Below are 22,542 nucleotides of genomic sequence, written 5' to 3'. Positions count from 1 at the left end.
CAACGGCGCAGCGCGAGTGTAGAGCGAGAGGGTGGGGGCGCGGCGGACGCGGGTATGCCTTGCCCGCCCGCCCGTGTACGCACCGCCCGTGTAGGCACCGCCCATGTACTCACCACCCGTGTACTCCCGAAGGAGCCGCCGTGCCCGAACAGCCCATACTGGTCCTGGATCCCGCCGGGGAGGACCACCACGCCGAATACGAGGCCTTACGGGCCCGGGGGCCTGCCACGCGCGTGGACGTGCTCGGGGTGACCGCCTGGTCGATCAGTGATCCCCGGCTCCTCAAGCGGCTGCTCAACAGTCCCGACGTCTCCAAGGACGCCCGCGCCCACTGGCCGGACTTCGCCGAGGCCGTGCCGGACTGGCCGCTCGCCCTGTGGGTGGCGGTGCACAACATGTTCACCGCCTACGGCGACGACCACCGCAGGCTGCGCCGCATGGTGGCACCCGCGTTCAGCTCCCGGCGCGTGCAGGCCATGCGCCCCGCCGTCGAGGCGATCGTGGACTCGCTCCTCGACGATCTCGCGGCCCGGCCCGCCGGGGAGAACGTGGATCTGCGCGAGGCGCTTGCCCACCCGCTGCCGATCGCGGTGATCGGCCGGCTCATGGGCGTCCCCGACAGCCGGCGCGAGAGTTTCCGCGGCCTGGTCGACGGCGTCTTCTCCACCACCCTCAGCACCGCGCAGGCCGCCGCGAACACCGCCTCCCTGTACGAGGCCCTCGACCGGCTCATCGCGGCCAGACGCGCCGATCCCGAGCCGGGCGACGACATGACCTCGCTGCTCATCGCCGCCCGTGACGAGGAGGGCGACGGCAGCGGTTTCACGGACGCCGAGCTGCGCGACACGCTGCTGCTGATGATCAGCGCCGGGTACGAGACGACCGTCAACGTCATCGACCAGGCCGTCGCCACCCTGCTGACGGACCCTCGGCAGCTCGCGCACGTGCGGACCGGGCGGGCCGGCTGGGACGACATCGTCGAGGAGACCCTGCGGCACGAGTCGGCGGTCAAGCATCTGCCGCTGCGCTTCGCCGTCGCGGACATCGCCCTGCCGGACGGGCGGACGATCGCCCGGGGCGAGGCGATCCTTGCCTCCTACGGCGCCGCGAACCGCCACCCCGACTGGCACGGGCCGACCGCCGACCTGTTCGACGCCACCCGTCCTTCGAAGGAGCACCTGGCCTTCGGGCACGGCGTGCACTTCTGCCTCGGCGCGCCGCTGGCCCGCCTGGAGGTGGCCACCGCGCTGCGGTCGCTCTTCGAGCGGTTCCCCGACATGGAGCTGGCGGTCCCGCAGAAGGACCTGCGACCGCTGCCCTCACTGATCAGCAACGGGCACCGGGCGCTGCCCGTGCGGCTGGGGTGATTGCGGCGATTGCCGTGATTGAAGTGATTGCGGTGATCCATGTTTACGCGGCGGCGATGCGGTCACACGCATGGACAGCACATGATGTCGATGCCAAGGAGCGTGAGCGGACCATGACCGCCAACGAGAAGGCCAAGGCCAAGACCGAGCAGGCGACCGGCGCCGCAGCGGAGGCCGCGGGACGCGCCGTGGGCAACGAACGCCTCACCGCCAAGGGCCGTGCCCAACAGGTGAAGGGCGACGCCCGGGAGGCCAAGGAGAAGACCAAGGACGTCGGCAAGAACATCGCCAAGGACTGATTGCCGTACGACGTCGACGCCATCGGGCGGCCCTCTTCGGGGGGCCGCCCGATGGCGTTGCCGACGTCCTCTCACGCGCCTCCTATGTGGCCGGGTCCTTTCGCCCCCCTGGCAATCCGGCCACTCGTCGCCCCGCCACCACGCGCCGCACGATCGAGCGGGCAGCTGGAGGAAGTGCTGTTTCCGTTGCTGCACGGCACGTTCCGGTACACCGGCATGGCGGCGCTCCCGCCGTTCGTGGTGTACGGCGCGGACCGGCTCACGCAGGGAGGGCGGCGGGGGGAGCAGGACGAGGAACTGGTGCTGCGAGCCCGGTTCGCCCCGGACCGGGCTCGCGGGTCGGCGTACACCGCTGAGCGGGGGCCGCCCTCAGTCGAGGTCGCCCCGCGCCGGCAGATCGCGCGCGCCGAGACGCAGGTGCTCGATGTGGTAGACCGCCTCGTCGAGGAGCTGCGCCACGTGGTTGTCGTAGAGGCTGTAGACGATGCGCCGCCCCTGCCGCGAGCCGGTGACCAGGCCGAGGGCGCGCAGCAGGCGCAACTGGTGGGAGACCGCGGACTGTTCCATGCCGACCGCCTCGGCCAGCGCGCCGACCCCGCACGGCCCCTGGCGCAGCTTGGTGAGGATCATCAGCCGGGACGGGGTGGCCAGCGCCTGGAGGGTCGCGGCGATGGTGGCGGCGGAGTCCGCGTCGAGGTGCGTCGCAGGCGTGATCTTGCTGTCGACTCCGTGTCCCATGGGGGCAATCCTACTGGGCGCGCTCTTTTCCTCGACGTATACGTGAAGACCTCTTCATGTGTTCCGCTATGGTGGGTCCCGCCGTGTCCCGCGGCGCGTGACGACCCCGACCACGAGGTGTGCTCCGATGTCTTCCGCTCTGGTGGGCGACCGGCCGACCCCGGCCCCCTCCCCCGCCGTACCCGCACGGGCGCGGCGCACCCGGCTGCTCGCCCTGCCCGAGGTGCGCTGGGCGGCGCTGGCCACGGCCGCGTTCCTGCTCGCGTTCCCGCTCGACCTCGCCGGGGCCCCCGCCTGGGCATGGGGTCCGCTGTACGCGGTGTGCTACGCGGCCGGCGGCTGGGAGCCGGGCCTCGCGGGGCTCCGGGCGCTGCGGGAGCGGAGTCTGGACGTCGACCTGCTGATGGTGGTCGCGGCTCTGGGCGCCGCCGCCATCGGGCAGTTCCTGGACGGCGGGCTGCTCATCGTCATCTTCGCGGTCTCCGGCGCCCTGGAGGCCCTCGCGACCCGGCGCACCGCGGACTCGGTGCGGGGCCTGCTCGACCTCGCCCCCGCCATGGCGCTGCGGCTGCCCCCGGACGGCGGTGCCGGCGACGGGGAGCGGGTGGCAGCGGACGCGCTGCGGGTCGGCGACCTCGTTCTCGTACGGCCCGGCGAGCGGCTGCCCGCCGACGGCGCCGTGCTCGACGGCCGCAGCGAGGTCGACCAGGCCACCATCACCGGCGAGTCCCTGCCCGTCACCAAGGAGGCCGGTGACGAGGTGTTCGCGGGCACCCTCAACGGCACCGGGGCGCTGCGCGTGCGCGTGGGCCGTGACCCGTCGGACTCCGTGATCGCCCGCATCGTGGCCATGGTCGAGGAGGCCAGCGAGACCAAGGCCCCCACGCAGCTGTTCATCGAGAAGGTCGAACAGCGCTATTCGGTGGGCGTGGTGGTGGCCACGCTCGCGCTGTTCGCCGTGCCGCTCGCGCTCGGCGCCGCGTTCACCGCGACGCTGCTGCGGGCCATGACCTTCATGATCGTGGCCTCGCCGTGCGCGGTGGTCCTCGCCACCATGCCGCCGCTGCTCTCCGCGATCGCCAACGCGGGCCGCCACGGGGTCCTCGTCAAGTCCGCCGTCGCGATGGAGCGGCTCGGCGCGGTCACGAAGGTCGCCCTGGACAAGACGGGAACGCTCACCGAGGGCACGCCCCGCGTCACGGACATCCGGACGCTGCCGGGCGCGGGCCCGACCGGCGACGAGGTGCTCGCCCTGGCGGCGGCCGCGGAGCATCCCAGCGAACATCCGCTCGCCCGCGCCGTGGTCGCCGCCGCCCGCGAGCGCGGGCTGCCGCTGGAGAGCGCGCACGACTTCGCCGCCGCTCCCGGGCGCGGCGTCCGCGCGGTGGTCGCGGGCCGCACCGTCCAGGTCGGCAGCCCGGAGCGGCTCCTGGCCGACGAGGCCGCCCGTACGTCGGTCCTGGCCGCGTACGCCTCGACGCGCGCGGCCCAGGACCGGGACGGGAGTGGGGGCGCAGAGGATGACGGTGATGCCGGGACCCTCGTCCTCGTCGTGGTCGACGGCGTTCCCTCGGCCCTTTTGCGCCTCGCCGACCTGCCACGCCCGAAGGCCGCCGAGGCCGTCGCCGGGCTGCGGGAACTGACGGGCTGCACACCGGTGTTGCTGACCGGCGACACCCCGGCGGCCGCCGCCGCGCTCGCCCGGGAGACCGGGATCGACGAGGTGCGGGCCGGGCTCCTCCCGCAGGACAAGGCAGCGGCCGTACGGGAGTGGCAGGAGCGGGGCGAGCGGGTCCTTGTCGTCGGGGACGGCGTGAACGACGCGCCCGCGCTCGCCACCGCGCACAGCGGCATCGCGATGGGCAGGACCGGCTCCGACCTGAGCCTGGAGACCGCCGACGCCGTGGTGGTGCGGGACGAACTCGTCGCCGTGCCCGCGGTGGTGGCGCTCTCCCGGCGGGCCCGGCGCGTGGTGGTGCAGAACCTCGTCATCGCCTCCGTGTGCATCGGCGCCCTGGTGGTCTGGGACCTGGTGGGGCATCTGCCGCTGCCGCTCGGCGTCGCGGGCCACGAGGGGTCCACCGTCCTGGTCGGCCTCAACGGGCTGCGCCTGCTGCGCCGTTCGGCGTGGCCGCGCGAGGGCGACGCGGTCGGCGGGCGCCGCTGAGCCCGCGGCCCTGCTCCGGTTCGACGCGACCGCCGCCCTCGCCGGACCGCTCGGACCACGCGTCGAGGTACCGCGCCGACGGCCACCTGCCGGCGGAACCGCCGTGGCCGCGGCGGCGGGAAGTGCGCGTCACCCCCGCACGGGGGCGTGGTGCGAAAGCTCAGCACGGGGCCGCGCGGCGCGACGGCTCGGCACGGGAACGTGGCGCGAAGGCTCGGCATGGCGGCGCCCGGCGCGAAGGCATAGCACGGCGGCGCACGGCGCGAAAGCTCAGCACGGCGGCGCACAGCGCGAAAGCTCAGCACGGCGGCGCACAGCGCGAAAGCTCAGCACGGGGACGTCGTGCGGAAGCTCAGCGTCCGGTAGACCGTCACGCCGCCCGCCAGCTCGCCGCACGCCTGGGCCGCCGCCGTCACGCGGCGCGTGTACGCGGGGTCCGTGGCGTCGAGCAGGATGCCCAGGGTCGTACCGCTGTGCCCGACGGCCACGCCGAGGCCGCCGACCTCCCGGCAGATGGTACGCATCGGGTCCAACAGGTCTTTGTGGCGCAGGCGTTGGTTCATCTCGGCGCTGCGGGTCGCGATGCGGCCGACCTGCGCGAGGTCCCGGCCGCGCACGGCGTCGGTGAGCCGCGCGAGCAGGCCGGCGTAGGCACGCCGGTCGGCCGCGGTGAACGGCTTGGGGATGCGGTTGAAGTCCACGGTGTCGACCGATCCGCCCTCGTCGACGCCGACCACGGCCATGGCCGGCAGCGAGCCGAGGACCGCGCGGAGCCGCACGCTGCGGTGGTGGAAGGCGACGATCGCCGGGTAGAGCACTCCGTCGGTCGGTTCGATGCGGGACAGGAGCCGCTCGATCCGCGCGGGGGGCATGGCGACGCCGAGGGCCCGGCCGACCGCGCGCGCGGTGGCGACGAGGTCGGCGGAGGAGCTGGCGAGCCCCTTGCCCTCGGGGATCACGCTGCTGAGGGTCAGCGATCCGCCGTGCGCGGAGCGGGCACCCGCGGGCGCCAACTCCGCGATCATATGGGCCAGTCGGAGCGCCTTCGTCTTGTGCGGGGGCCAGACCTCCAGCTCCCCGGACGCGGACTCCCGCCGGAAGGTGGCCATGGTCCAGCGGGCGACGGGCAGCGTCACGAGGAAGTCCCCGTCCTCCTCCGGCAGCACGCCTTGGAGCAGCTCGCCGAAGGTGCCGAACGCGGTGCCCACGCCCGTACCCGCCCACGGCGCCGGTGGCCCCTGCCGCGGCAGGCACGCCCTCGCTCCGGCCTCTTGGGACAGCTTCACGCGACTCCTCTCGACACAGCGGGGCGCGCACGGCGCACCGCTCCTCATGGACCAGTGCGGCGACCTTACCCGGTCTTGACAATCATTTTCATCTAGTGTGATGCTCTCGGCGTTCCGGGGAGCCGCACACACCCCCGGCCTCTCCAGCTCTCACATCCCTACCGGGGGTCCCGTCATGCACGCGCACATCGCCGAAGCGGTGAAGAAACCGGATCTCATATCCCTCGCACCGGATCTGGCCTGTCTGCGGTTCGAGACCATGAAGATCTACTCGGCTCTCGGAGCCGTCCGCCACCTCCTCGACACCGGTGCCGTGCGGCCCGGTGACACCCTCATCGACAGTTCCAGCGGCATCTACGCCCAGGCCCTGGCCCTCGCCTGTCACCGCTACGGCATGAAGTGCCACATCGTCGGCTCCACGACCGTGGACCGCTCGACGCGGGTGCAGCTGGAGATACTCGGCGCCACGCTGGAGCAGGTCGCACCGTCCGAGAACCTGCGCCTGGACCAGGAGTTGCGGGTGCGCCGCATCGCCGAGATCCTGGCCGCCAACCCCTCGTACCACTGGATGCGGCAGTACCACGACGCGATCCACTACCACGGCTACCGCGAGGTCGCCGAGTCGCTCGACGAAGACCTCCCGGCGGGCCCCCTCGCGCTGGTCGGCGGTGTGGGGTCGGGTGCCTCGACCGGGGCCCTCGCCACCTATCTGCGCGAGGCCGGGCGGGATGTGCGGCTCATCGGCGTCCAGCCCTTCGGCAGCGTCACCTTCGGCTCCGAGCACGTCGCCGACCCCGACATGATCATCGCCGGGATCGGCAGCGCCATCGAGTTCCGGAACGTGCGGCACGAGCTGTACGACCGCGTGCACTGGGTGAACTTCGACAGCGCCGTCTGCGGGGCGGTCTCCCTGCTGCGCGCCGGCGGCATCTTCGCCGGGCTCTCGGCGGGCGCCGCCTATCTGAGCGCGCTGTGGGAGCGGCGCGGGGACGGCTCCCGCACCTACGTCTTCATCGCCGCCGACACCGGACACCGCTACGTCGAGAGCGCCTACGCCCACCACGAACAGGCGCCGGACATCGACACGTTGAAGCCGCACGAGGTCACCTCGCTCGACGACCTGCGCCACCCGTGGTCCACCACGGCCTGGCCGCCCCGCACCCCCTGAATTCCCTGAACCCCCTGCGCCCCCTGCCCCCCCCCTGAACCCCCCTACCGACCCGCGATCCCGGGAGAGAACCCACCCATGTCCCACCCCGCGCCCCGCTCCGTCGCGGAGCTCACCGAGGCCGTCCTCGCGGGCGAGCACGGCCCCGACCCCGCCGAACTGACCGTCACCAGCGCCTTCTGGCTCTACCACACCACCCGGCTGGCGGGCGGCGACGTCACGTACCACAACCACTACCTGCTGCTGCGAGTCGGCGACGCCTTCGGGGCCTGCTCCTTCGAGGCGGGTGAACTCGCTCCACGGTTCTGCGAGAACGCCTCCGGCCACCCCCTGGACAAGCTCCTGCGCGACGAGTCCACACCGGTGCGCACCGCCGCGCTCGACGCCTATCTGGCCCGGGTGCGCCCGCACCGCGACGCCGAGGACGCCGAACGCGTCATGCTGCCCACCGGAACGCCCGAGGTCCGCGCCGAGGCCCGGGACGCCGCCGTGGCGGGGCTGCTCGACATCGGGCCCGGTGCCAAGGTCGCCCTGATCGGCGTGGTCAACCCGCTCGTCGCCGCGATACGCGAGCGGGGCGGCGTCTGCCTGCCCTGCGACCTCAACCTGCGGACGACCGCGTGGGGCGACCCCGTCAGCGACGACATGACCGAGGTCCTCGCCGAGGCCGACGCCGTGGTCGCCACCGGCATGACGCTCAGCAACGGCACCTTCGACCTGGTCCTGCGGCACTGCGTGGAGCACCGGGTGCCGCTGACCGTCTACGCCCAGAGCGGCAGCGCCGTCGCCCGCGCCTTCCTCGGCGCCGGCGTCACCGGACTGAACGCGGAGCCCTTCACCTTCTCCCAGTTCAGCGCCGACCCCACGCCGATGTACCGCTACCGTGCCGCCCTCGCGCCGAACGGAGCCGCCGCGTGAGCGTCGACGCCGGCAAGGACACGCGGGCCGGCACCGGGGAAGCGGTGCCGGGCGACCTGCGCATGGCCCGCGCCCTGTGGCCGGTGCTGCTCGCCTCGGCGGTCGGACTGCTGCCGTTCACCGTCTTCAGCACCTATCTCGTGCCGATCGCCGACGAGGCGGGCAGCGGCGTCGCCGCGATGGGCGGCCTGCGCGGACTCGGCGGGCTCGCCGCACTCCTGGTGGGCACCGCGCTGGCCCCGCTGATCGACCGGGTGCGCAAGGAGTGGGCGGCGGCCGGCGCGCTCACCGCGCTCGGCCTCTCGGCGGCGCTCGGTGCCGGCGGCGACTTCGTCCTGCTCGCCGTGTTCTGCCTGCTCATCGGCGCGAGCACGGCCGTCCTGAACCCGGCGCTGACGGCCGCCGCCGCCGACCGCTTCGGCACCGGCAAGGCCGCCGGGCGGGCCGCGACCCTGGTCACCGCCGTCCAGTCGATGACCGCCATGCTCGCGGCGCCCGTCATCGCGCTGCCCGCGCTGTACTGGGGCTGGCAGGGCGACCTGCTGGGCGTGAGCGCCGTGTCGCTGCTGCTCGCGGTCGTCTTCGTGGCCCGGGGGAAACGAACACCGCCGAGCGACACGCCCGCCGCGCAACGCCTCGGCTACCTGGCCTCGTTCAAGGCGCTCGCGGCGGTGCGCGGCGTGGTGCCGCTCCTGCTGATCGGGTTCCTGCGCACCGCCGTCTTCATGGGGTACCTGTCGTATCTCGCCGCCTTCTACGAGCAGCGGTTCGACCTCGACGCGGGGCTCTTCGCCTTCGTGTGGACGCTCAGCGGCGCGGCGTTCTTCGTCAGCAACCTGCTGACCGGCCGGCTCACCAACTCCGCCGCGCCACGCGTCACCACGGAGCGGCTGCTCCCTCTCGGACTTGTCGCCGCCCTCGTCGGCGTCGTGGGCTTCTACTTCACGCACTGGCTGCCGCTCGCCCTCGCCCTGACCGCGCTGCACGCGGCGAGTCACGCGGTCGTCGCCGCGTGCGTGGTCAGCCTCATCGTGCGGCGCTGCGGGACCGCACTGCGCGGCTCGGCGCTGAGCCTCAACGCCGCCGGCCAGAGCCTCGGCGTGTTCGTCGGCGCGGCGCTCGGGGGCGCGGGCCTCGCCCTCGCCGGCTATCCCGGGACCGCCGCGGTGTTCGGGGCGCTGGTCGTCGCGGCGCTCGGGGCGGCCGCCCTGGTGTCGCGCGCGCACCGGGGCGACGGAGCCGAGGGCGAGGTCCGGTGAGCGGCGTCACGCGGGCTGCCGCGCCCGCGCCGGCCCGGACCGCCGTGCGGGAGCAGCTCGCCTCGCCCGGGGCGTTGGCCCTGGCCTGCGTCGGCCTGTTCCTCCTCCTGGTGGCCTCCGTCGTCGTCGCCATCGGGCTCGGCGCCGTCCTCGTGCCGCCCGCCGAGACCGCCCGGTATCTGTGGGCGGCGCTGACCGGCGGGCGGATCGGCGCCGACGAGACGACGACGTACCAGATCATCTGGCAGATCCGGACGCCGCGCGTGCTGCTCGCCGCGCTGGTGGGGGCCGGGCTGAGCGCCGTCGGCGTGGCCATCCAGGCGATGGTGCGCAACGCCCTCGCCGACCCCTTCGTCCTCGGGGTCTCCTCGGGGGCGTCGGTGGGCGCCGTCGGGGTGACGGTCAGCGGCGGGCTCGCCGCGTTCGGCGTCCACGCCGTGTCGGCCGGCGCCTTCCTCGGCGCGCTCGTCGCGTCGTTCCTGGTGTACGCGGCCTCCTCACACCGAGGGGTGCTCTCGCCGCTGCGGCTCGTCCTGACCGGTGTCGCCATGTCGCTGGGCTTCCAGGCCGTGATGAGCGTGATCATCTATTTCTCGCCGGACAGTGAGGCGACCGGCATGGTCCTGTACTGGACCATGGGTGGTTTCGGCGCGGCCAGTTGGGGGGCGCTGCCCGTCGTCGCCGCGGTCGTGCTGCTCGGCCTGGTCGTCCTGTACCGCCAGGGCAGGGCGCTGGACGTGCTCGCGCTCGGCGACGAGACCGCGGCGAGTCTCGGCCTCCACCCCGACCGGCACCGCAGGTCCCTGCTCGTGCTCGTCTCGCTGGTCACCGGCGTGATGGTCGCGGTGAGCGGCGCCATCAGCTTCGTGGGGCTCGTCATGCCGCACCTGGTGCGGATGGTGGTCGGCGCCGGGCACGCGCGGGTGCTCGCCGTCGCCCCGCTGGTCGGCGCGGTCTTCATGGTCTGGGTCGATCTGCTCTCCCGCACGGCGGTCGCCCCGCGCGAACTGCCGCTCGGTGTCATCACGGCCCTCGTCGGGGTGCCGGTGTTCATCGCGCTGATGCGCCGCAAGTCGCATGTGTTCGGGGGGCGTTGAGATGGATCTGCGGATCGAGGGGCTCGGTGTCGACATCGACGGCACGAGCCTCGTACGCGAGCTGTCGCTCGATGTGGGCAGCGGCGAGGTCGTCGGCCTCGTCGGTCCCAACGGCAGCGGGAAGTCGACCGTGCTGCGCTGCGTCTACCGCGCGCTGCGCCCGGTCGCCGGCACCGTCCGCGTGGGCGGGGACGACATCTCCCGCCTGCCGATGCGCCGCAGCGCGCAGCTCGTCGCCGCCATGACGCAGGACGGCGCCGTGGACCTGGACTTCACCGTCGAGGAGGTCGTCGCCCTCGGCCGGGCCCCGCACCTGCGCGGCAACCAGGCGCTCGGCGCGCGGGAGCGGGAGCTGTGCGAGCGGGCCATGGAGCGGCTCGACATCCGGCACCTCGCCCGGCGGGGCGTCCTCACCCTGTCCGGCGGGGAGCGCCAGCGCGTCCTGCTCGCCCGCGCCCTCGTCCAGGAGCCGCGCGTGCTGGTCCTCGACGAGCCGACCAACCATCTCGACGTACGCCACCAGATCGAGGTCCTCTCGCATCTGCGGGGCGCGGGCCCCACCGTCCTGGTCGTGCTGCACGACCTGAACCTCGCGGCCGCCGCCTGCGACCGGATCGGCGTGCTCCGCCACGGCCGCCTGGTCGCCGCCGGGACACCCGCCGAGGTCCTCACCGAGGCGCTGGTCGCCGAGGTGTTCGGCGTGCGGGCCAGCGTCGTGGCCCATCCGCTGACGGGTGACCCGCAACTGCTCTACGCGCTCCACCCCTCCCCATGACCCCGACCCCCTCTGTTCCAATCTGCTCGAATACGCCAGAATTCGCCCGAATATGTCCGAAAGGTAGCAACACCCCATGCTTCCCACCCGGTCCATCGCCCTGACGTCCGTGCTCGCGGCCACGCTGCTGCTGAGCGGCTGCGGCGCCGAGGTCGAGACGGACGGCGACGCCAAGGCGTCCGAGACGGTCACCGTCAAGAGATGCGGCGAGTCCGTCCCGTACAAGGTGCCCCGGTGTGCCGTGGCGTACGAGGGCGGCAGCGCCGACAAGCTGTTCAGCCTCGGCCTGACCGAACACGTCCACGGGTATGTGATGCCGCCCGCCAATCCGCCGGTGAGCGAGTCGCCCTGGGCGTCGGAGTACGCCAAGGTGAAGATGCTCAGCGACGACCTGCTCAACAAGGAGGTGGTCGTGCGGGCCAAGGCGGATCTGGTCGTCGCGGGCTGGAACTCCGGCTTCAGCGACCAGCGCGGCATCACCCCGGAGATCCTCGACAAGCTCGGCGTCCAGAGTTTCATGCACACCGAGAGCTGCTTCAACTATCCGAAGTACCCGCAGCGGGTGACCCCGTTCCACGCGCTCTACAGCGACCTGGAGCGGCTGGGGAAGATCTTCCGCGTCGAGAAGAAGGCCGACCAGGTCGTCGGAGACCTGAAGAAGCGGGTGGCGGCCGTCAAGAAGAGGGCGCCCGGCGGCGATCCGGTGCCGGTCTTCCTCTACGACTCGGGGACCGATCAACCCTTCACGGCGGGCAGCCAGGTCCCGCCGAACGACATCATCAAGACCGCGGGCGGCCGGAACATCTTCGACAAGCTCGACGAGCGCTGGACCCAGGTCAACTGGGAGGCGGTGACCCGGGCGGAGCCCGAGGTCGTCATCGTCTTCGACTACGGCGACCAGCCGGCGAAGCAGAAGATCGAGTTCCTGAGGAAGTCCCCGCACACCAGGGAGCTGCCCGCCGTGAAGAAGAACAACTTCTTCGTCCTCGACTACAACGAGGGCATCAGCGGGCCGCGCGACATCGACGGCCTGGAGAAGTTCGGCAGGTACCTGCGGGAGCTGAAGCGCTGACCCCGCCCTCGCCTCCTCAGCCCGCGAACGCCGTGCCCGGCATCCCCTGCCCCGCGTCCGGCAGCACCAGCACCGACCCCGCCAGCGGGTGCGGCCGCTGCAGGCCGACGCGGGCCGTGGTGATGTACAGGTCCCGCAGGCCGGGGCCGCCGAACGCGCAGGCGGTGGGGCGCGGCACGGGGAGGCGGACGGTGCGGTCGAGCCGGCCGTCGGGGGTGTAGCGGCGGACGGCCCCGCCGTTCCAGAGGGCGACCCAGACGCAGCCGTCCGCGTCCACGGTGAGCCCGTCGGGGTCGCCCGCGCCGTCCTCGATGACCGCGAAGGGGCGCCTGCCGTGCGCGTGGCGCCCGTCGAAATCGAGGACGTCGACCCGGCGCGTGGGGCTGTCGGCGTAGTACATGAGCCGCCCGTCGGGGCTCCAGCCCGTGCCGTTGCTGACGGCCACGTCACCGAGCGCTTCCCGCTGCTCGGTGACCGTGCCGTCGGGGGCGACGCGGATCAGGCCGCCGCCGCCCGGCGCCTCGTCGTAGCGCATGGTGCCCGCCCAGAGCGCGCCGTCGGGCGCCACGGCCGCGTCGTTGCCGCGGCGGCCCGGCACCGGGTCGCGCACCAGCCAGGTGAAGGAGGACCCGGCCGGCCCGTACAGGCCGATGCCGTCGCGGAGGTTGACGACCAGACCGCCGCCCGCGCGGGGCTTCGCGGCGCCGACGTGCTGTTCGGTGGCCAGCACCGTGCGGCGGCCGTCGCCGGGGGCGTACGTGTGGACGCGGGAGGCGAGGATGTCGACCCAGACGAGCCGCTCCGTGGCCGCGTCCCAGGTGGGGCCCTCGCCGAGCAGGGCCTGCTCGCGCACGGCCACCTCGTAGCCGGTCCTCATCGCGCGCCCCGGTGGCCGAGGCGCACGGACAGGTCGCCGGCACCCTTGGCGGCCAGTTCGGCCAGCTCCCGTTCGCGTTCCTCGCTCCAGCGGATCATCGGCACGGAGATGGACAGGGCGGCCACGACGCGGCCCGCGCCGTCCCGCACCGGGGCGGCCACGCAGCTCACGTCGGGGTTGGACTCGCGGTGCTCGACGGCGATGCCCCGCTCGCGGATCGCGGTGAGCGCGGTGACCAGCTCGTCCGGGTCGGTGATGCTGTCGGGGGTCATGGCGGTGAACTCCCGGCCGCGCAGGCGGGTTTCGAGTTCGGTCTGCGGTAGTGAGGCGAGCAGCATCTTGCCGACGGAGGTGCAATGCGCCGGGAGCCGGCGGCCCGCCGCGGAGACCATGCGCACGGCGTGCGTGGAGTCGACCTTGGCGATGTAGATGACGTCGGTGTCCTCCAGGATCGCGACGTGGACGGTCTCGTCGCAGGTCTCGGCGACCTCGCGGGCCACCTGCTGCCCCTCGGCCGCGAGGTCCAGCTGCTCGGCGTAGCGGCTGCCGAGCTGGTAGGTGCGTACGCCCAGGCGGTAGCGTCCGGGCTGGTCCGGGAGCTGCACCAGGTACGAGCGGGCCGCGAGGGTGGTGAGCAGTTCGTGCACCGTGGTGCGCGGCAGTTGCAGCCTGCGGGTCACCTCGGGCGCGGAGAACGTCCCGTCCCCCTCCAGGAACAGCTCCAGTATGTCCAGCGACCTGGTCACCGCGGGAACGAGTCGTCCCATGAGGTCTCCCACCCTTCGCGTCCGAACCCCCGCGTCCGAAACCTCGGCCGCTGATCGGTATGACGAACACAGGTTAGGCAGGTGGGTGTTCGCGGCGCAATGGCCGCCGCCGGACCTTCCTCAAGACCATTTCGCGCGAACCATTGACACCTTCCGGCCACCGTGAATAACGTCACGCCAGCATTTCGAACGTGTGACGAAATATCGAACAAGTCAAGGGACAACTGCCTTGCGCATCACGGGAATCAGCACGCATGTGGTCGGAACGCCCTGGCGTAACCTCACCTACGTCCAGGTGCACACCGACGAAGGTCTGACCGGCATCGGCGAGACGCGCATGCTCGGGCACACCGACGCGCTCCTCGGCTACCTCCGCGAGGCGGAGGCCAACCACATCTCGGGGTCCGACCCGTTCGCGGTCGAGGACCTCGTCCGACGGATGAAGTACGGCGACTACGGCCGGGCCGGCGAGATCGTGATGTCGGGCATCGCGGTCATCGAGATGGCCTGCTGGGACATCAAGGGCAAGGCCCTCGGCGTCCCCGTCTGGCAGCTGCTCGGCGGAAAGGTCACCGACCGCGTCAAGGCGTACGCCAACGGCTGGTACACCACCGAGCGCACCCCCGAGGCCTACCACAAGGCCGCCCAGGGGGTCATGGAGCGCGGCTACCGCGCCCTGAAGATCGACCCGTTCGGCACGGGCCACTACGAGCTGGATTACGAACAGAGCCAGTACGCCGTCTCGCTGATCGAGGCCGTGCGCGACGCGATCGGGCCCGACGCCGAACTGATGCTGGAGATGCACGGCCGCTTCTCGCCCGCGACCGCGATCCGGCTCGCCCGCGACCTCGCCCCCTTCCGGCCCGCCTGGCTGGAGGAGCCGGTCCCGCCGGAGAACCTCAAGGCCCTGGCGAAGGTCGCCGCGAAGGTGGACATGCCGGTGGCGACCGGCGAGCGCATCCACGACCGCATCGAGTTCCGGGAGCTGTTCGAGAGCCAGGCCGCCGACATCCTCCAGCCCGACGTCGGCCACATCGGCGGCATCTGGGAGACCCGCAAGCTCGCGGCCACCGCCGAGACCCACTACATGCTGGTCGCCCCGCACAACGTGGGCGGGCCCGTGCTGACCGCCGCCTCGCTCCAGGTCGGCTTCACGGCACCGAACTTCAAGATCCTCGAACACTTCAACGACTTCGCGGACGCGGACATCAAGAAGGTCGTCAAGGGAGCCCCCCAGGTCGACCCGGAGACGGGCTGCTTCGAGCTGTCGCACGCGCCGGGCCTCGGCGTCGAGCTGGACGTCGACGCCGCCGCCGAGTTCCCCCAGCAGCAGGCCCGGTTCGACCTGTGGGCCGAGGGCTGGGAGAAGCGTTCGCCCGGCGGGACGGCGAGTTGAGCAGCCGCGCCGTCGTCGTCGACCGGCCGGGCGAGCACCGGCTGGTCACCGGCGAGCCCCCCGTGCCGGGCCCCGGCGAGGTGCTCGTCCGCGTGGGCGCCGCGGGGATCTGCATGAGCGACCGCGAGGTGTACGACGGTCATCGCGACGCCGCCTACGTCCGCTACCCCGTGACGCCGGGCCACGAGTGGGCCGGGACCGTCACGGCGGTGGGCGAGGGCGTCGACCCCGCGCTCGTCGGCCGCAGGACCGTCGCCGAGGGGTTCCGCTCCTGCGGCGTCTGCGAGCGCTGCCGGTGCGGGGAGACCAGCCTGTGCACCGGCGGATACGCCGAGACCGGGTTCACCGAGCCCGGCGCCTTCGCCGACCACCTGACCGTGCCGGCCCGCCTGCTGCACCCGCTGGCGGACGACGCGGACCTGCGCGCCGCCGCGCTGCTCGAACCGTCCGCGGTGATCGCCGCCGCGGTGCGGACCGGCCGCCCCCGGCCCGGTGAGCGGGTCGCGGTGGTCGGCGCCGGCACCCTCGGGCTGCTCGCGGTCCAGCTGCTGTCCGCGTCCCGTCCCGCCGAGCTGGCCGTCGTTGATCCCCGCGCGGCGCGCGGCCGGCTCGCGCTGGACTTCGGGGCGAGCGCGGCGCTCTCCCCCGCCGACGCCGAGTCCGCGGGCGGCTCCTTCGACCTGGTCGTGGAGACGGCGGGCGCGGCGACCACCGCCGCCTCCTCCTGCCTGCTCGCCCGCAGGGGCGGCCGGGTGGTGCTCACCGGGATGTTCACCCAGGGGGCCGTCGGCATCGACCCCGTCCATCTGTCGCTGAGTCAGCTGGAGGTGCGCTCCGTGTTCGGGGCGCCGTCCTCCGCCTGGTCGGACGCGGTGCGGGCGTTCGGGCTCGGACTGCTGGATCCCGCGCCGCTCGTCACGCACACGTTTCCCCTGGAGCGTTTCGGGGAGGCCGTCGCCCTGGTGGGCGCCGGTGATCCCGAGGTCGGAAAGGTGCTCCTGCTCCCCTGACCCCTCCCCGCGGGGGGCCTCTCCCCGCGGGCCGCACGCGGCCGCGCCGCGCCCCGGCCGGCCGCGCCCACGCGGCGAAGCCGCACAGGTCCGAGTCCCACGCCCCTTCCGGGGCGCCTTCCTTCACGTATTGGAGCCCCGTACCGTGACCGCCCCGTCAGCCCCCCGGCGCCCCGGCGCCGAACCGCTCGCCCGGATCGGGTACCCCGTGCCCGCCCCCGATCCGGCCGACGCCTCCCCGCACACGTTCCCCGACGGCGGCACCTGGCGCACCGAGATCCCCTCCGTCGAGGGACCCGAAGCGCTCGCCGTGGTCCTCAAGGAGAGCGCCCGCCTCGACGTGCCCGTGCACCGGATCAGCCAGGGCAGCGGCGTGTGGATGCTCACCGACGCCGAGATCACCGAGATGGTGGACGGCTGCGCCGCGCGCGACATCGAGCTGTGCCTGTTCACCGGCCCCCGCGGCACCTGGGACATCGGTGGCTCCACCCGCACCGACTCCGGCGGCGCCGGGCTGCGGGCCCGAGGCCACGACGCGCTCGCGGGCTGCGTGGAGGACGCGGTGCGCGCCACCGGGCTCGGTGTGAAGTGCCTGCTCGTCGCCGACGAGGGCGTCCTGTGGACGCTGCACAGGCTGCGCGCCACCGGGGTGCTCCCCGCGGACACCACCTTCAAGCTGTCCGCGCTGACCGGCCCGGTCAACCCGGCCTCGTACGCGGTGTACGAGCGGCTCGGCGCCGACTCCCTCAATGTGCCCTCGGACCTGACGCCCGCCCACCTCACGGAGATCCGCCGGGTGAGCCGGGCGCCGATGGACATGTACGTCGAGGCCCCGGACGACCTCGGCGGCTACATCCGGATGTACGAGGTCGCCGAGCTGATCCGGCGCGGCGCCCCGCTGTACGTGAAGTTCGGCCTGGCCAAGGCCACCGGCATCTACCCCTACGGCGCCCACCTGCGCGAGCACGCCCACGCCACGGCCCGGGAACGGGTCAGGCGGGGCCGTCTCGCGCTGGACCTGCTGGCCCGGCACGGCGCGGACGGCGGCATGTCGCCGCTCGGCTCGCGGCTGCCGGGTGAGCTGCGCCGCTTCGCCGTCCCGGAAGGGGACTGACCCATGCGCACCCGCACTCTCGGCGCCGTCGCCGTCACGACCGCGCTGCTCGCCCTCTCGCTGTCCGCCTGCGGCCAGGAGGCCAAGGGCGGCAGCCGCTACAAGCCGGACACCGGCAAGGGCGGCACGATCGGCCTCGCCATGCCGACCAAGTCCTCCGAGCGGTGGATAGCCGACGGCAGCAACATGGCGACGCAGTTCAAGAAGGCCGGCTACGAGACCGACCTGCAGTACGGCGACGACAAGGTGGAGAACCAGGTCGCCCAGATCGAGAACATGATCACGAAGGGGCACCGGCTGCTCGTGGTCGCCGCCATCAACGGCTCCGCGCTGACGGACGTGCTGCAGCGGGCCCACGAGGCGGGTATCCCGGTGATCTCGTACGACCGGCTCATCCTCGGCACGAAGAACGTGGACTACTACGCCTCGTTCGACAACGAGCGCGTGGGGCGCCTCCAGGGGCAGTACCTCGTCGACAAGCTGAAGCTCGGCAAGCCCGACAAGAACGCGGGCGAGGCGCGTTCCGTGGAGCTGTTCGCGGGCGACCCCGACGACAACAACACCAAGTACTTCTGGAACGGCGCCATGAAGGTGCTGAAGCCGTACTTCGACAGCGGCCAGTTGGTCGTCCGCAGCAAGCAGACGCGGCTGAACCAGGCGACGACGCTCAAGTGGGACGGCGGCACCGCGCAGAAGCGCATGGACGACCTGATCAGCAAGAGCTACGGCGACAAGCGGGTGGACGCGGTCCTCTCGCCGTACGACGGGATGTCCATCGGCATCATCTCGGCGCTCAAGAGCGCGGGGTACGGGACGAAGAGCGAGCCGCTGCCGGTGATCACCGGCCAGGACGCCGAGCTGGCGTCGGTGAAGTCCATCATCCGGGGCGAGCAGACGCAGACGGTCTTCAAGGACACGCGGAAGCTGGCCGCGCAGACGGTGAAGATGGGCGACGCGGTCCTCACCCACAAGAAGGTCCAGGTCAACAACACCAAGGACTACAACAACGGGGAGAAGACCGTGCCGGCCTTCCTCCTGAAGCCTGTGAGCGTCGACAAGTCCAACACGCAACTGCTTGTCGATGAGGGATACTTCAAGGCGGGGCAGCTCAGGTGAGCGCGCCGCTCCTGGAGATGCGCGGCATCACCAAGACGTTCCCCGGCGTCAAGGCGCTCTCCGACGTGCGTCTGACCGTGCGGCCCGGGGAGATCCACGCGATCTGCGGGGAGAACGGCGCCGGCAAGTCGACGCTGATGAAGGTGCTCAGCGGCGTCTACCCGCACGGCACCTACGACGGCGAGATCCTCTTCGAGGGCCGGTCGATGGCCTTCAAGGACATCCGGGCCAGCGAGCGCCACGGCATCGTCATCATCCACCAGGAACTGGCCCTGGTCCCCTACCTGTCGATCGCCGAGAACATCTTCCTCGGCAACGAACAGGCCCGACGCGGATTCATCGACTGGAACGACACCCTGCGCCGGGCGAACGCGCTGCTGAAAAGGGTGGGGCTGCGGGAGAACCCGCAGACGCCGGTGTCGGACATCGGGGTCGGCAAGCAACAGCTGGTGGAGATCGCCAAGGCCCTGTCCAAGGAGGTGAAGCTGTTGATCCTGGACGAGCCGACGGCCGCGCTCAACGACGAGGACAGCGCGAAACTCCTCGACCTGATCGTGGAACTGCGCGAGCAGGGCATCGCCAGCATCATCATCTCCCACAAGCTCAACGAGATCCGGCAGATCACCGACACCGTGACGATCCTGCGCGACGGGCGGACCATCGAGTCCCTCCCGGTGCGGCAGAGCCCGCTGCACGAGCCCCAGGTGTCGGAGGACCGCATCATCCGGGGCATGGTGGGCCGCGACCTCGACCACCGCTTCCCCGACCGCACGCCCTACGAGGGCGCGGACGCGGGCGAGCTCGCCCTGTCCGTCGAGGGCTGGACGGTACGCCATCCGGTCGACCATCAGCGCACGGTCGTGGACGACGTGTCGCTGACGGTGCGGCGCGGCGAGATCGTCGGCATCGCGGGCCTGATGGGCGCGGGCCGCACCGAGCTGGCGATGTCCGTCTTCGGGCGCTCCTACGGGCAGTACGTCGCCGGGAAGGTGGCGGTCAACGGCCGCCCGGTGGTGACCCGGACGGTGTCGGCGGCGGTCGACGCCGGCATCGCGTACGTCACCGAGGACCGCAAGCGCTACGGCCTGAACCTCATCGACAACATCAACCGCAATGTGTCGCTGGCGTCGCTGCCCGGTATGTGCAAGCGCGGCTTCGGCGGTTTCGTCGACGAACATCACGAACGGCAGGTCGCGGAGCGCTACCGCACCTCGATGAACATCAAGACGCCCACCGTGTTCGAGCAGGTGGGCCGGCTCTCCGGCGGCAACCAGCAGAAGGTCGTCCTGAGCAAGTGGATCCACGCCGACCCCGAGGTCCTGATCCTCGACGAGCCGACGCGCGGCATCGACGTGGGCGCCAAGTTCGAGATCTACACCGTCATCGACGAGCTGGCGGCCCAGGGCAAGGCGGTCCTGTTCATCTCCTCGGAGCTGCCGGAGCTGCTCGGGATGTGCGACCGGATCTACACGATGGCCGAGGGCCGCCTGACCGGCGAGGTCACGCGCGCGGAGGCCACCCAGGAAGTCCTGATGCGCCATATGACCAAGACCAGAAGCAAGAGCTGAGGGCCGCCATGACCACCACGACCACTCCCCCACGGGACTCGTCCCCCGCGCCGGCGCCGGCCGTGCGCTCGGCCGGTGCGCTGCTGATCGAGAGCATGCGCTCCAACATGCGCCAGTACGGCATGCTGATCGCGCTGGCGTTCATCGTCGTGCTGTTCCAGATCTGGACCGACGGCACGCTGCTGCTGCCGAACAACGTCTCCAACCTGATCCAGCAGAACGGCTACATCCTCATCCTGGCCATCGGCATGATGATCGTCATCATCGCCGGGCACATCGACCTGTCCGTCGGCTCGCTGGTGGCGTTCGTCGGTGCCATGTCGGCCGTGATGATGGTCAAGCACGACATGCCGTGGGTGCTCGCCCTGGTCCTGTCGCTGCTGATCGGCGCGGTCGCGGGCGCCTGGCAGGGCTTCTTCATCGCGTACGTCGGCATCCCGTCGTTCATCGTGACGCTGGCCGGCATGCTGCTCTTCCGCGGTCTGACGCAGATCGTCCTGGAGGGCCAGTCGCTGGCCCCCTTCCCCGACGGTTTCCAGAACATCGCCAAGGGCTTCATCCCGGAGATGGGCCCGTACACGCAGTACCACAACCCGACGCTGCTCCTCGGTCTCGCCACCGTCGCCTTCTTGCTGCTGCGTGAGATCCGGGACCGCAGGCGGCAGTCGGCGTTCGACCTGGAGGTGCTGCCGACGGGGCTGTGGGTGGCCAAGTGTGTGGCGATGACCGCGGCGGTGGTGGCGTTCACGCTGACGCTGGCCAGCTTCCACGGTGTGCCGGTCGTCATGCTGATCATGTGCGGGCTGCTCATCACCCTCGGGTACGTGATGCGCAACGCCGTGGTGGGCCGCCATGTGTACGCGCTCGGCGGGAACAAGGCCGCCGCGACGCTCTCCGGGGTCAAGGACAAGCGCGTCACGTTCCTGGTCTTCGTCAACATGGGCGTCCTCGCGGCGCTGGCCGGCTGCGTGTACGCGGCCCGCCTCAACGCGGGCACCCCGCAGGCCGGCCTGAACTTCGAACTGGAGGCGATCGCCGCCTCGTTCATCGGCGGCGCCTCGATGAGCGGCGGTGTCGGCACGGTCATGGGCGCCGTCATCGGCGGCCTGGTGCTCGGCGTGCTCAACAACGGCATGTCGCTGGTCGGCATCGGCACGGACTACCAGCAGGTCATCAAGGGGCTGGTGCTGCTGGCCGCCGTCGGCTTCGACGTGTGGAACAAGCGCAAGGTCGGTCGCTGACCGAAGCCCTCTCCCAACTAGTCCATCTGGAGCCGCACATGGAAACGAGCAGACGTACCGTCCTGACCACCGCCGCCGCGGCGGGCCTCACCGCCGCCGTCACCGGCAGCTCGACCTCCTACGCCACGGAAGGCGGCGGGTCCGTGCACTTCGCGAAGCCCGAGAAGGAGCTGTTCGGCACCCTGGCCGACGGCACGAAGGTCCACCGCTGGTCGCTGGCGAACGGCGGGACGCGGCTGAAGGTCCTCTCCTACGGGGGCATCGTGCAGTCCCTGGAGCTGCCGGACCGGCACGGCCGCTACCGCAACGTCTCCCTCGGCTACGACTCGCTCGACGCGTACGTGGCGGGGACGACGTTCTTCGGCGCGCTGATCGGCCGCTACGGCAACCGCATCGCCCGCGGCCGCTTCACCCTGGACGGCAGGGCCCACCAGCTGTCCGTCAACGACGGGGAGAACAGCCTGCACGGCGGCGCCAAGGGCTTCAACACCCGGGTGTGGGACGTGGAGCCGTTCACCGACTCCACCGGTGTCGGCCTGGTCCTGCGGTATGTGAGCGCCGACGGCGAGATGGGCTATCCCGGCACGCTGCGGGTGAAGGTGACGTACACCCTCACCGCGCGCGGCGACTGGCGGATCGACTACGCGGCGAGGACCGACAAGGCGACCGTCGTCAACCTCACCAACCACACGTACTACAACCTCGCCGGCGAGGGCAGCGGCGACATCTACGGCCATGAACTGACCCTGAAGGCGGGCCGGTTCACGCCGACCGACGCCGGACTGATCCCGACGGGCGAGCTGGCGAAGGTGACCGGCACGCCCTTCGACTTCCGGCGGGCCAAGACGGTCGGCGAGGACATCCGCGTCGCGCACCCCCAGCTGGTGACCGCCAAGGGCTACGACCACAACTGGGTCCTCGACAAGGGCATCACCCGCCGCCCCGAGCACTTCGCGACGCTGCGGGACCCGGAGTCGGGGCGCACGATGAAGATCGCGACGACGGAGCCGGGCGTGCAGTTCTACTCCGGCAACTTCCTGGACGGCACCCTGACCGGCCCCTCGGGCCGCACCTACCGCCAGGGCGACGGCCTCTGCCTGGAGACCCAGCACTTCCCCGACTCCCCGAACCAGCCGTCGTTCCCCTCGACGGTACTGCGCCCGGGCGAGACCTACGCGACGAGCACCGTGCACAGCTTCTCGGCCCGCTGAGCCGGGTCGTGGGGGGGGGGGGGGGGGGGGGGGGAGCGGGGGGGGGGGGGGGGGGGGGGGGGGGGGGGGGGGGGGGGGGGGGGGGGGGTGGACGTA

The 22,542-nt window shown here is 72.1% G+C and carries 20 protein-coding genes; 16 read left to right on the top strand and 4 right to left on the bottom strand.

The window, feature by feature from the left end:
* Positions 1–140: 140 nt before the first annotated feature.
* Positions 141–1,367 (top strand): cytochrome P450 family protein, encoded by a 1,227-nt coding sequence (locus tag ACZ5GP_RS07160; protein ID WP_468749831.1) that lies wholly within the window; start codon positions 141–143, stop codon positions 1,365–1,367.
* Between the two features lie 113 nt (positions 1,368–1,480).
* Positions 1,481–1,666, top strand: coding sequence for a CsbD family protein (locus tag ACZ5GP_RS07155; protein WP_468749830.1), 186 nt, complete (start codon positions 1,481–1,483; stop codon positions 1,664–1,666).
* Positions 1,667–2,035: 369 nt separating this feature from the next.
* Here the strand turns inward: ACZ5GP_RS07155 and ACZ5GP_RS07150 are convergent, their stop codons facing one another.
* Positions 2,036–2,404 carry an ArsR/SmtB family transcription factor gene (locus ACZ5GP_RS07150; protein ID WP_468749829.1) on the bottom strand — a complete coding sequence of 123 codons (369 nt, stop codon included), beginning with the start codon at positions 2,402–2,404 and terminating at the stop codon, positions 2,036–2,038.
* 127 nt (positions 2,405–2,531) lie between these two features.
* On the opposite strand from ACZ5GP_RS07150, the gene ACZ5GP_RS07145 reads away from it, so the two are divergent.
* Complete coding sequence (locus tag ACZ5GP_RS07145) at positions 2,532–4,571, top strand: heavy metal translocating P-type ATPase (RefSeq protein ID WP_468749828.1); 2,040 nt, start codon at positions 2,532–2,534, stop codon at positions 4,569–4,571.
* 326 nt (positions 4,572–4,897) lie between these two features.
* On the opposite strand, the gene ACZ5GP_RS07140 is transcribed toward ACZ5GP_RS07145, so the two are convergent.
* Entirely contained in the window at positions 4,898–5,857 is a 960-nt protein-coding gene (locus ACZ5GP_RS07140; RefSeq protein WP_468749827.1) for a GHMP family kinase ATP-binding protein, read from the bottom strand.
* 175 nt (positions 5,858–6,032) lie between these two features.
* Here ACZ5GP_RS07140 and ACZ5GP_RS07135 point away from each other — a divergent pair, with 175 nt between their 5' ends.
* The 6 genes from ACZ5GP_RS07135 to ACZ5GP_RS07110 all read left to right on the top strand — a co-directional run bounded on the left by ACZ5GP_RS07135 (position 6,033) and on the right by ACZ5GP_RS07110 (position 12,146).
* Positions 6,033–7,025, top strand: coding sequence for a pyridoxal-phosphate dependent enzyme (locus ACZ5GP_RS07135; protein WP_468749826.1), 993 nt, complete (start codon positions 6,033–6,035; stop codon positions 7,023–7,025).
* Positions 7,026–7,103: 78 nt separating this feature from the next.
* A complete protein-coding gene (locus ACZ5GP_RS07130) occupies positions 7,104–7,943 on the top strand; it encodes a Rossmann-like domain-containing protein (RefSeq protein ID WP_468749825.1) in 840 nt (279 codons plus the stop codon).
* Entirely contained in the window at positions 7,940–9,202 is a 1,263-nt protein-coding gene (locus ACZ5GP_RS07125) for an MFS transporter (protein WP_468749824.1), read from the top strand. The genes ACZ5GP_RS07130 and ACZ5GP_RS07125 overlap by 4 nt, the downstream gene beginning before the upstream one ends.
* A 74-nt stretch (positions 9,203–9,276) precedes the next feature.
* Positions 9,277–10,299 carry a FecCD family ABC transporter permease gene (locus ACZ5GP_RS07120; protein WP_468750154.1) on the top strand — a complete coding sequence of 341 codons (1,023 nt, stop codon included), beginning with the start codon at positions 9,277–9,279 and terminating at the stop codon, positions 10,297–10,299.
* A 1-nt stretch (position 10,300) separates the two neighbouring features.
* A complete protein-coding gene (locus ACZ5GP_RS07115; protein ID WP_468749823.1) occupies positions 10,301–11,074 on the top strand; it encodes an ABC transporter ATP-binding protein in 774 nt (257 codons plus the stop codon).
* Positions 11,075–11,150: 76 nt separating this feature from the next.
* Complete coding sequence (locus tag ACZ5GP_RS07110) at positions 11,151–12,146, top strand: ABC transporter substrate-binding protein (protein ID WP_468749822.1); 996 nt, start codon at positions 11,151–11,153, stop codon at positions 12,144–12,146.
* A gap of 16 nt (positions 12,147–12,162) precedes the next feature.
* On the opposite strand, the gene ACZ5GP_RS07105 is transcribed toward ACZ5GP_RS07110, so the two are convergent.
* Together ACZ5GP_RS07105 and ACZ5GP_RS07100 are read right to left on the bottom strand one after the other, a co-directional pair.
* Entirely contained in the window at positions 12,163–13,023 is an 861-nt protein-coding gene (locus ACZ5GP_RS07105; RefSeq protein ID WP_468749821.1) for an SMP-30/gluconolactonase/LRE family protein, read from the bottom strand.
* Entirely contained in the window at positions 13,020–13,790 is a 771-nt protein-coding gene (locus tag ACZ5GP_RS07100; RefSeq protein ID WP_468749820.1) for an IclR family transcriptional regulator, read from the bottom strand. Before ACZ5GP_RS07100 ends, ACZ5GP_RS07105 begins: the two co-directional genes overlap by 4 nt.
* A gap of 229 nt (positions 13,791–14,019) precedes the next feature.
* Between ACZ5GP_RS07100 and ACZ5GP_RS07095 the strand changes: the two genes are divergently transcribed.
* The 7 genes from ACZ5GP_RS07095 to ACZ5GP_RS07065 all read left to right on the top strand — a co-directional run bounded on the left by ACZ5GP_RS07095 (position 14,020) and on the right by ACZ5GP_RS07065 (position 22,446).
* Positions 14,020–15,186 carry a mandelate racemase/muconate lactonizing enzyme family protein gene (locus tag ACZ5GP_RS07095; protein WP_468749819.1) on the top strand — a complete coding sequence of 389 codons (1,167 nt, stop codon included), beginning with the start codon at positions 14,020–14,022 and terminating at the stop codon, positions 15,184–15,186.
* Positions 15,183–16,196: a zinc-dependent alcohol dehydrogenase gene (locus ACZ5GP_RS07090; protein WP_468749818.1), complete on the top strand. Its 1,014-nt coding sequence runs from the start codon at positions 15,183–15,185 to the stop codon at positions 16,194–16,196. The genes ACZ5GP_RS07095 and ACZ5GP_RS07090 overlap by 4 nt, the downstream gene beginning before the upstream one ends.
* A gap of 145 nt (positions 16,197–16,341) precedes the next feature.
* On the top strand, positions 16,342–17,310 hold the full coding sequence (locus ACZ5GP_RS07085; protein WP_358581717.1) for a hypothetical protein: 969 nt from the start codon (positions 16,342–16,344) through the stop codon (positions 17,308–17,310).
* Positions 17,311–17,313: 3 nt separating this feature from the next.
* The gene (chvE, locus tag ACZ5GP_RS07080; protein WP_468749817.1) at positions 17,314–18,426 is read left to right on the top strand and encodes a multiple monosaccharide ABC transporter substrate-binding protein; all 1,113 of its coding nucleotides are present in this window, start codon (positions 17,314–17,316) and stop codon (positions 18,424–18,426) included.
* Entirely contained in the window at positions 18,423–19,994 is a 1,572-nt protein-coding gene (gene mmsA, locus ACZ5GP_RS07075; protein WP_468749816.1) for a multiple monosaccharide ABC transporter ATP-binding protein, read from the top strand. Before chvE ends, mmsA begins: the two co-directional genes overlap by 4 nt.
* 8 nt (positions 19,995–20,002) lie before the next feature.
* Positions 20,003–21,235, top strand: a complete 1,233-nt coding sequence (gene mmsB, locus ACZ5GP_RS07070; RefSeq protein ID WP_468749815.1) for a multiple monosaccharide ABC transporter permease — start codon at positions 20,003–20,005, stop codon at positions 21,233–21,235.
* Positions 21,236–21,273: 38 nt separating this feature from the next.
* Positions 21,274–22,446 (top strand): aldose epimerase family protein, encoded by a 1,173-nt coding sequence (locus tag ACZ5GP_RS07065; RefSeq protein ID WP_468749814.1) that lies wholly within the window; start codon positions 21,274–21,276, stop codon positions 22,444–22,446.
* Positions 22,447–22,542 lie beyond the last annotated feature (96 nt).

It is taken from the genome of Streptomyces sp. NPDC031466, assembly GCF_055581265.1.
The sequence above is the reverse complement of the archived record's forward strand: the minus strand, read 5'-3'. Positions and strand labels throughout refer to the sequence as shown.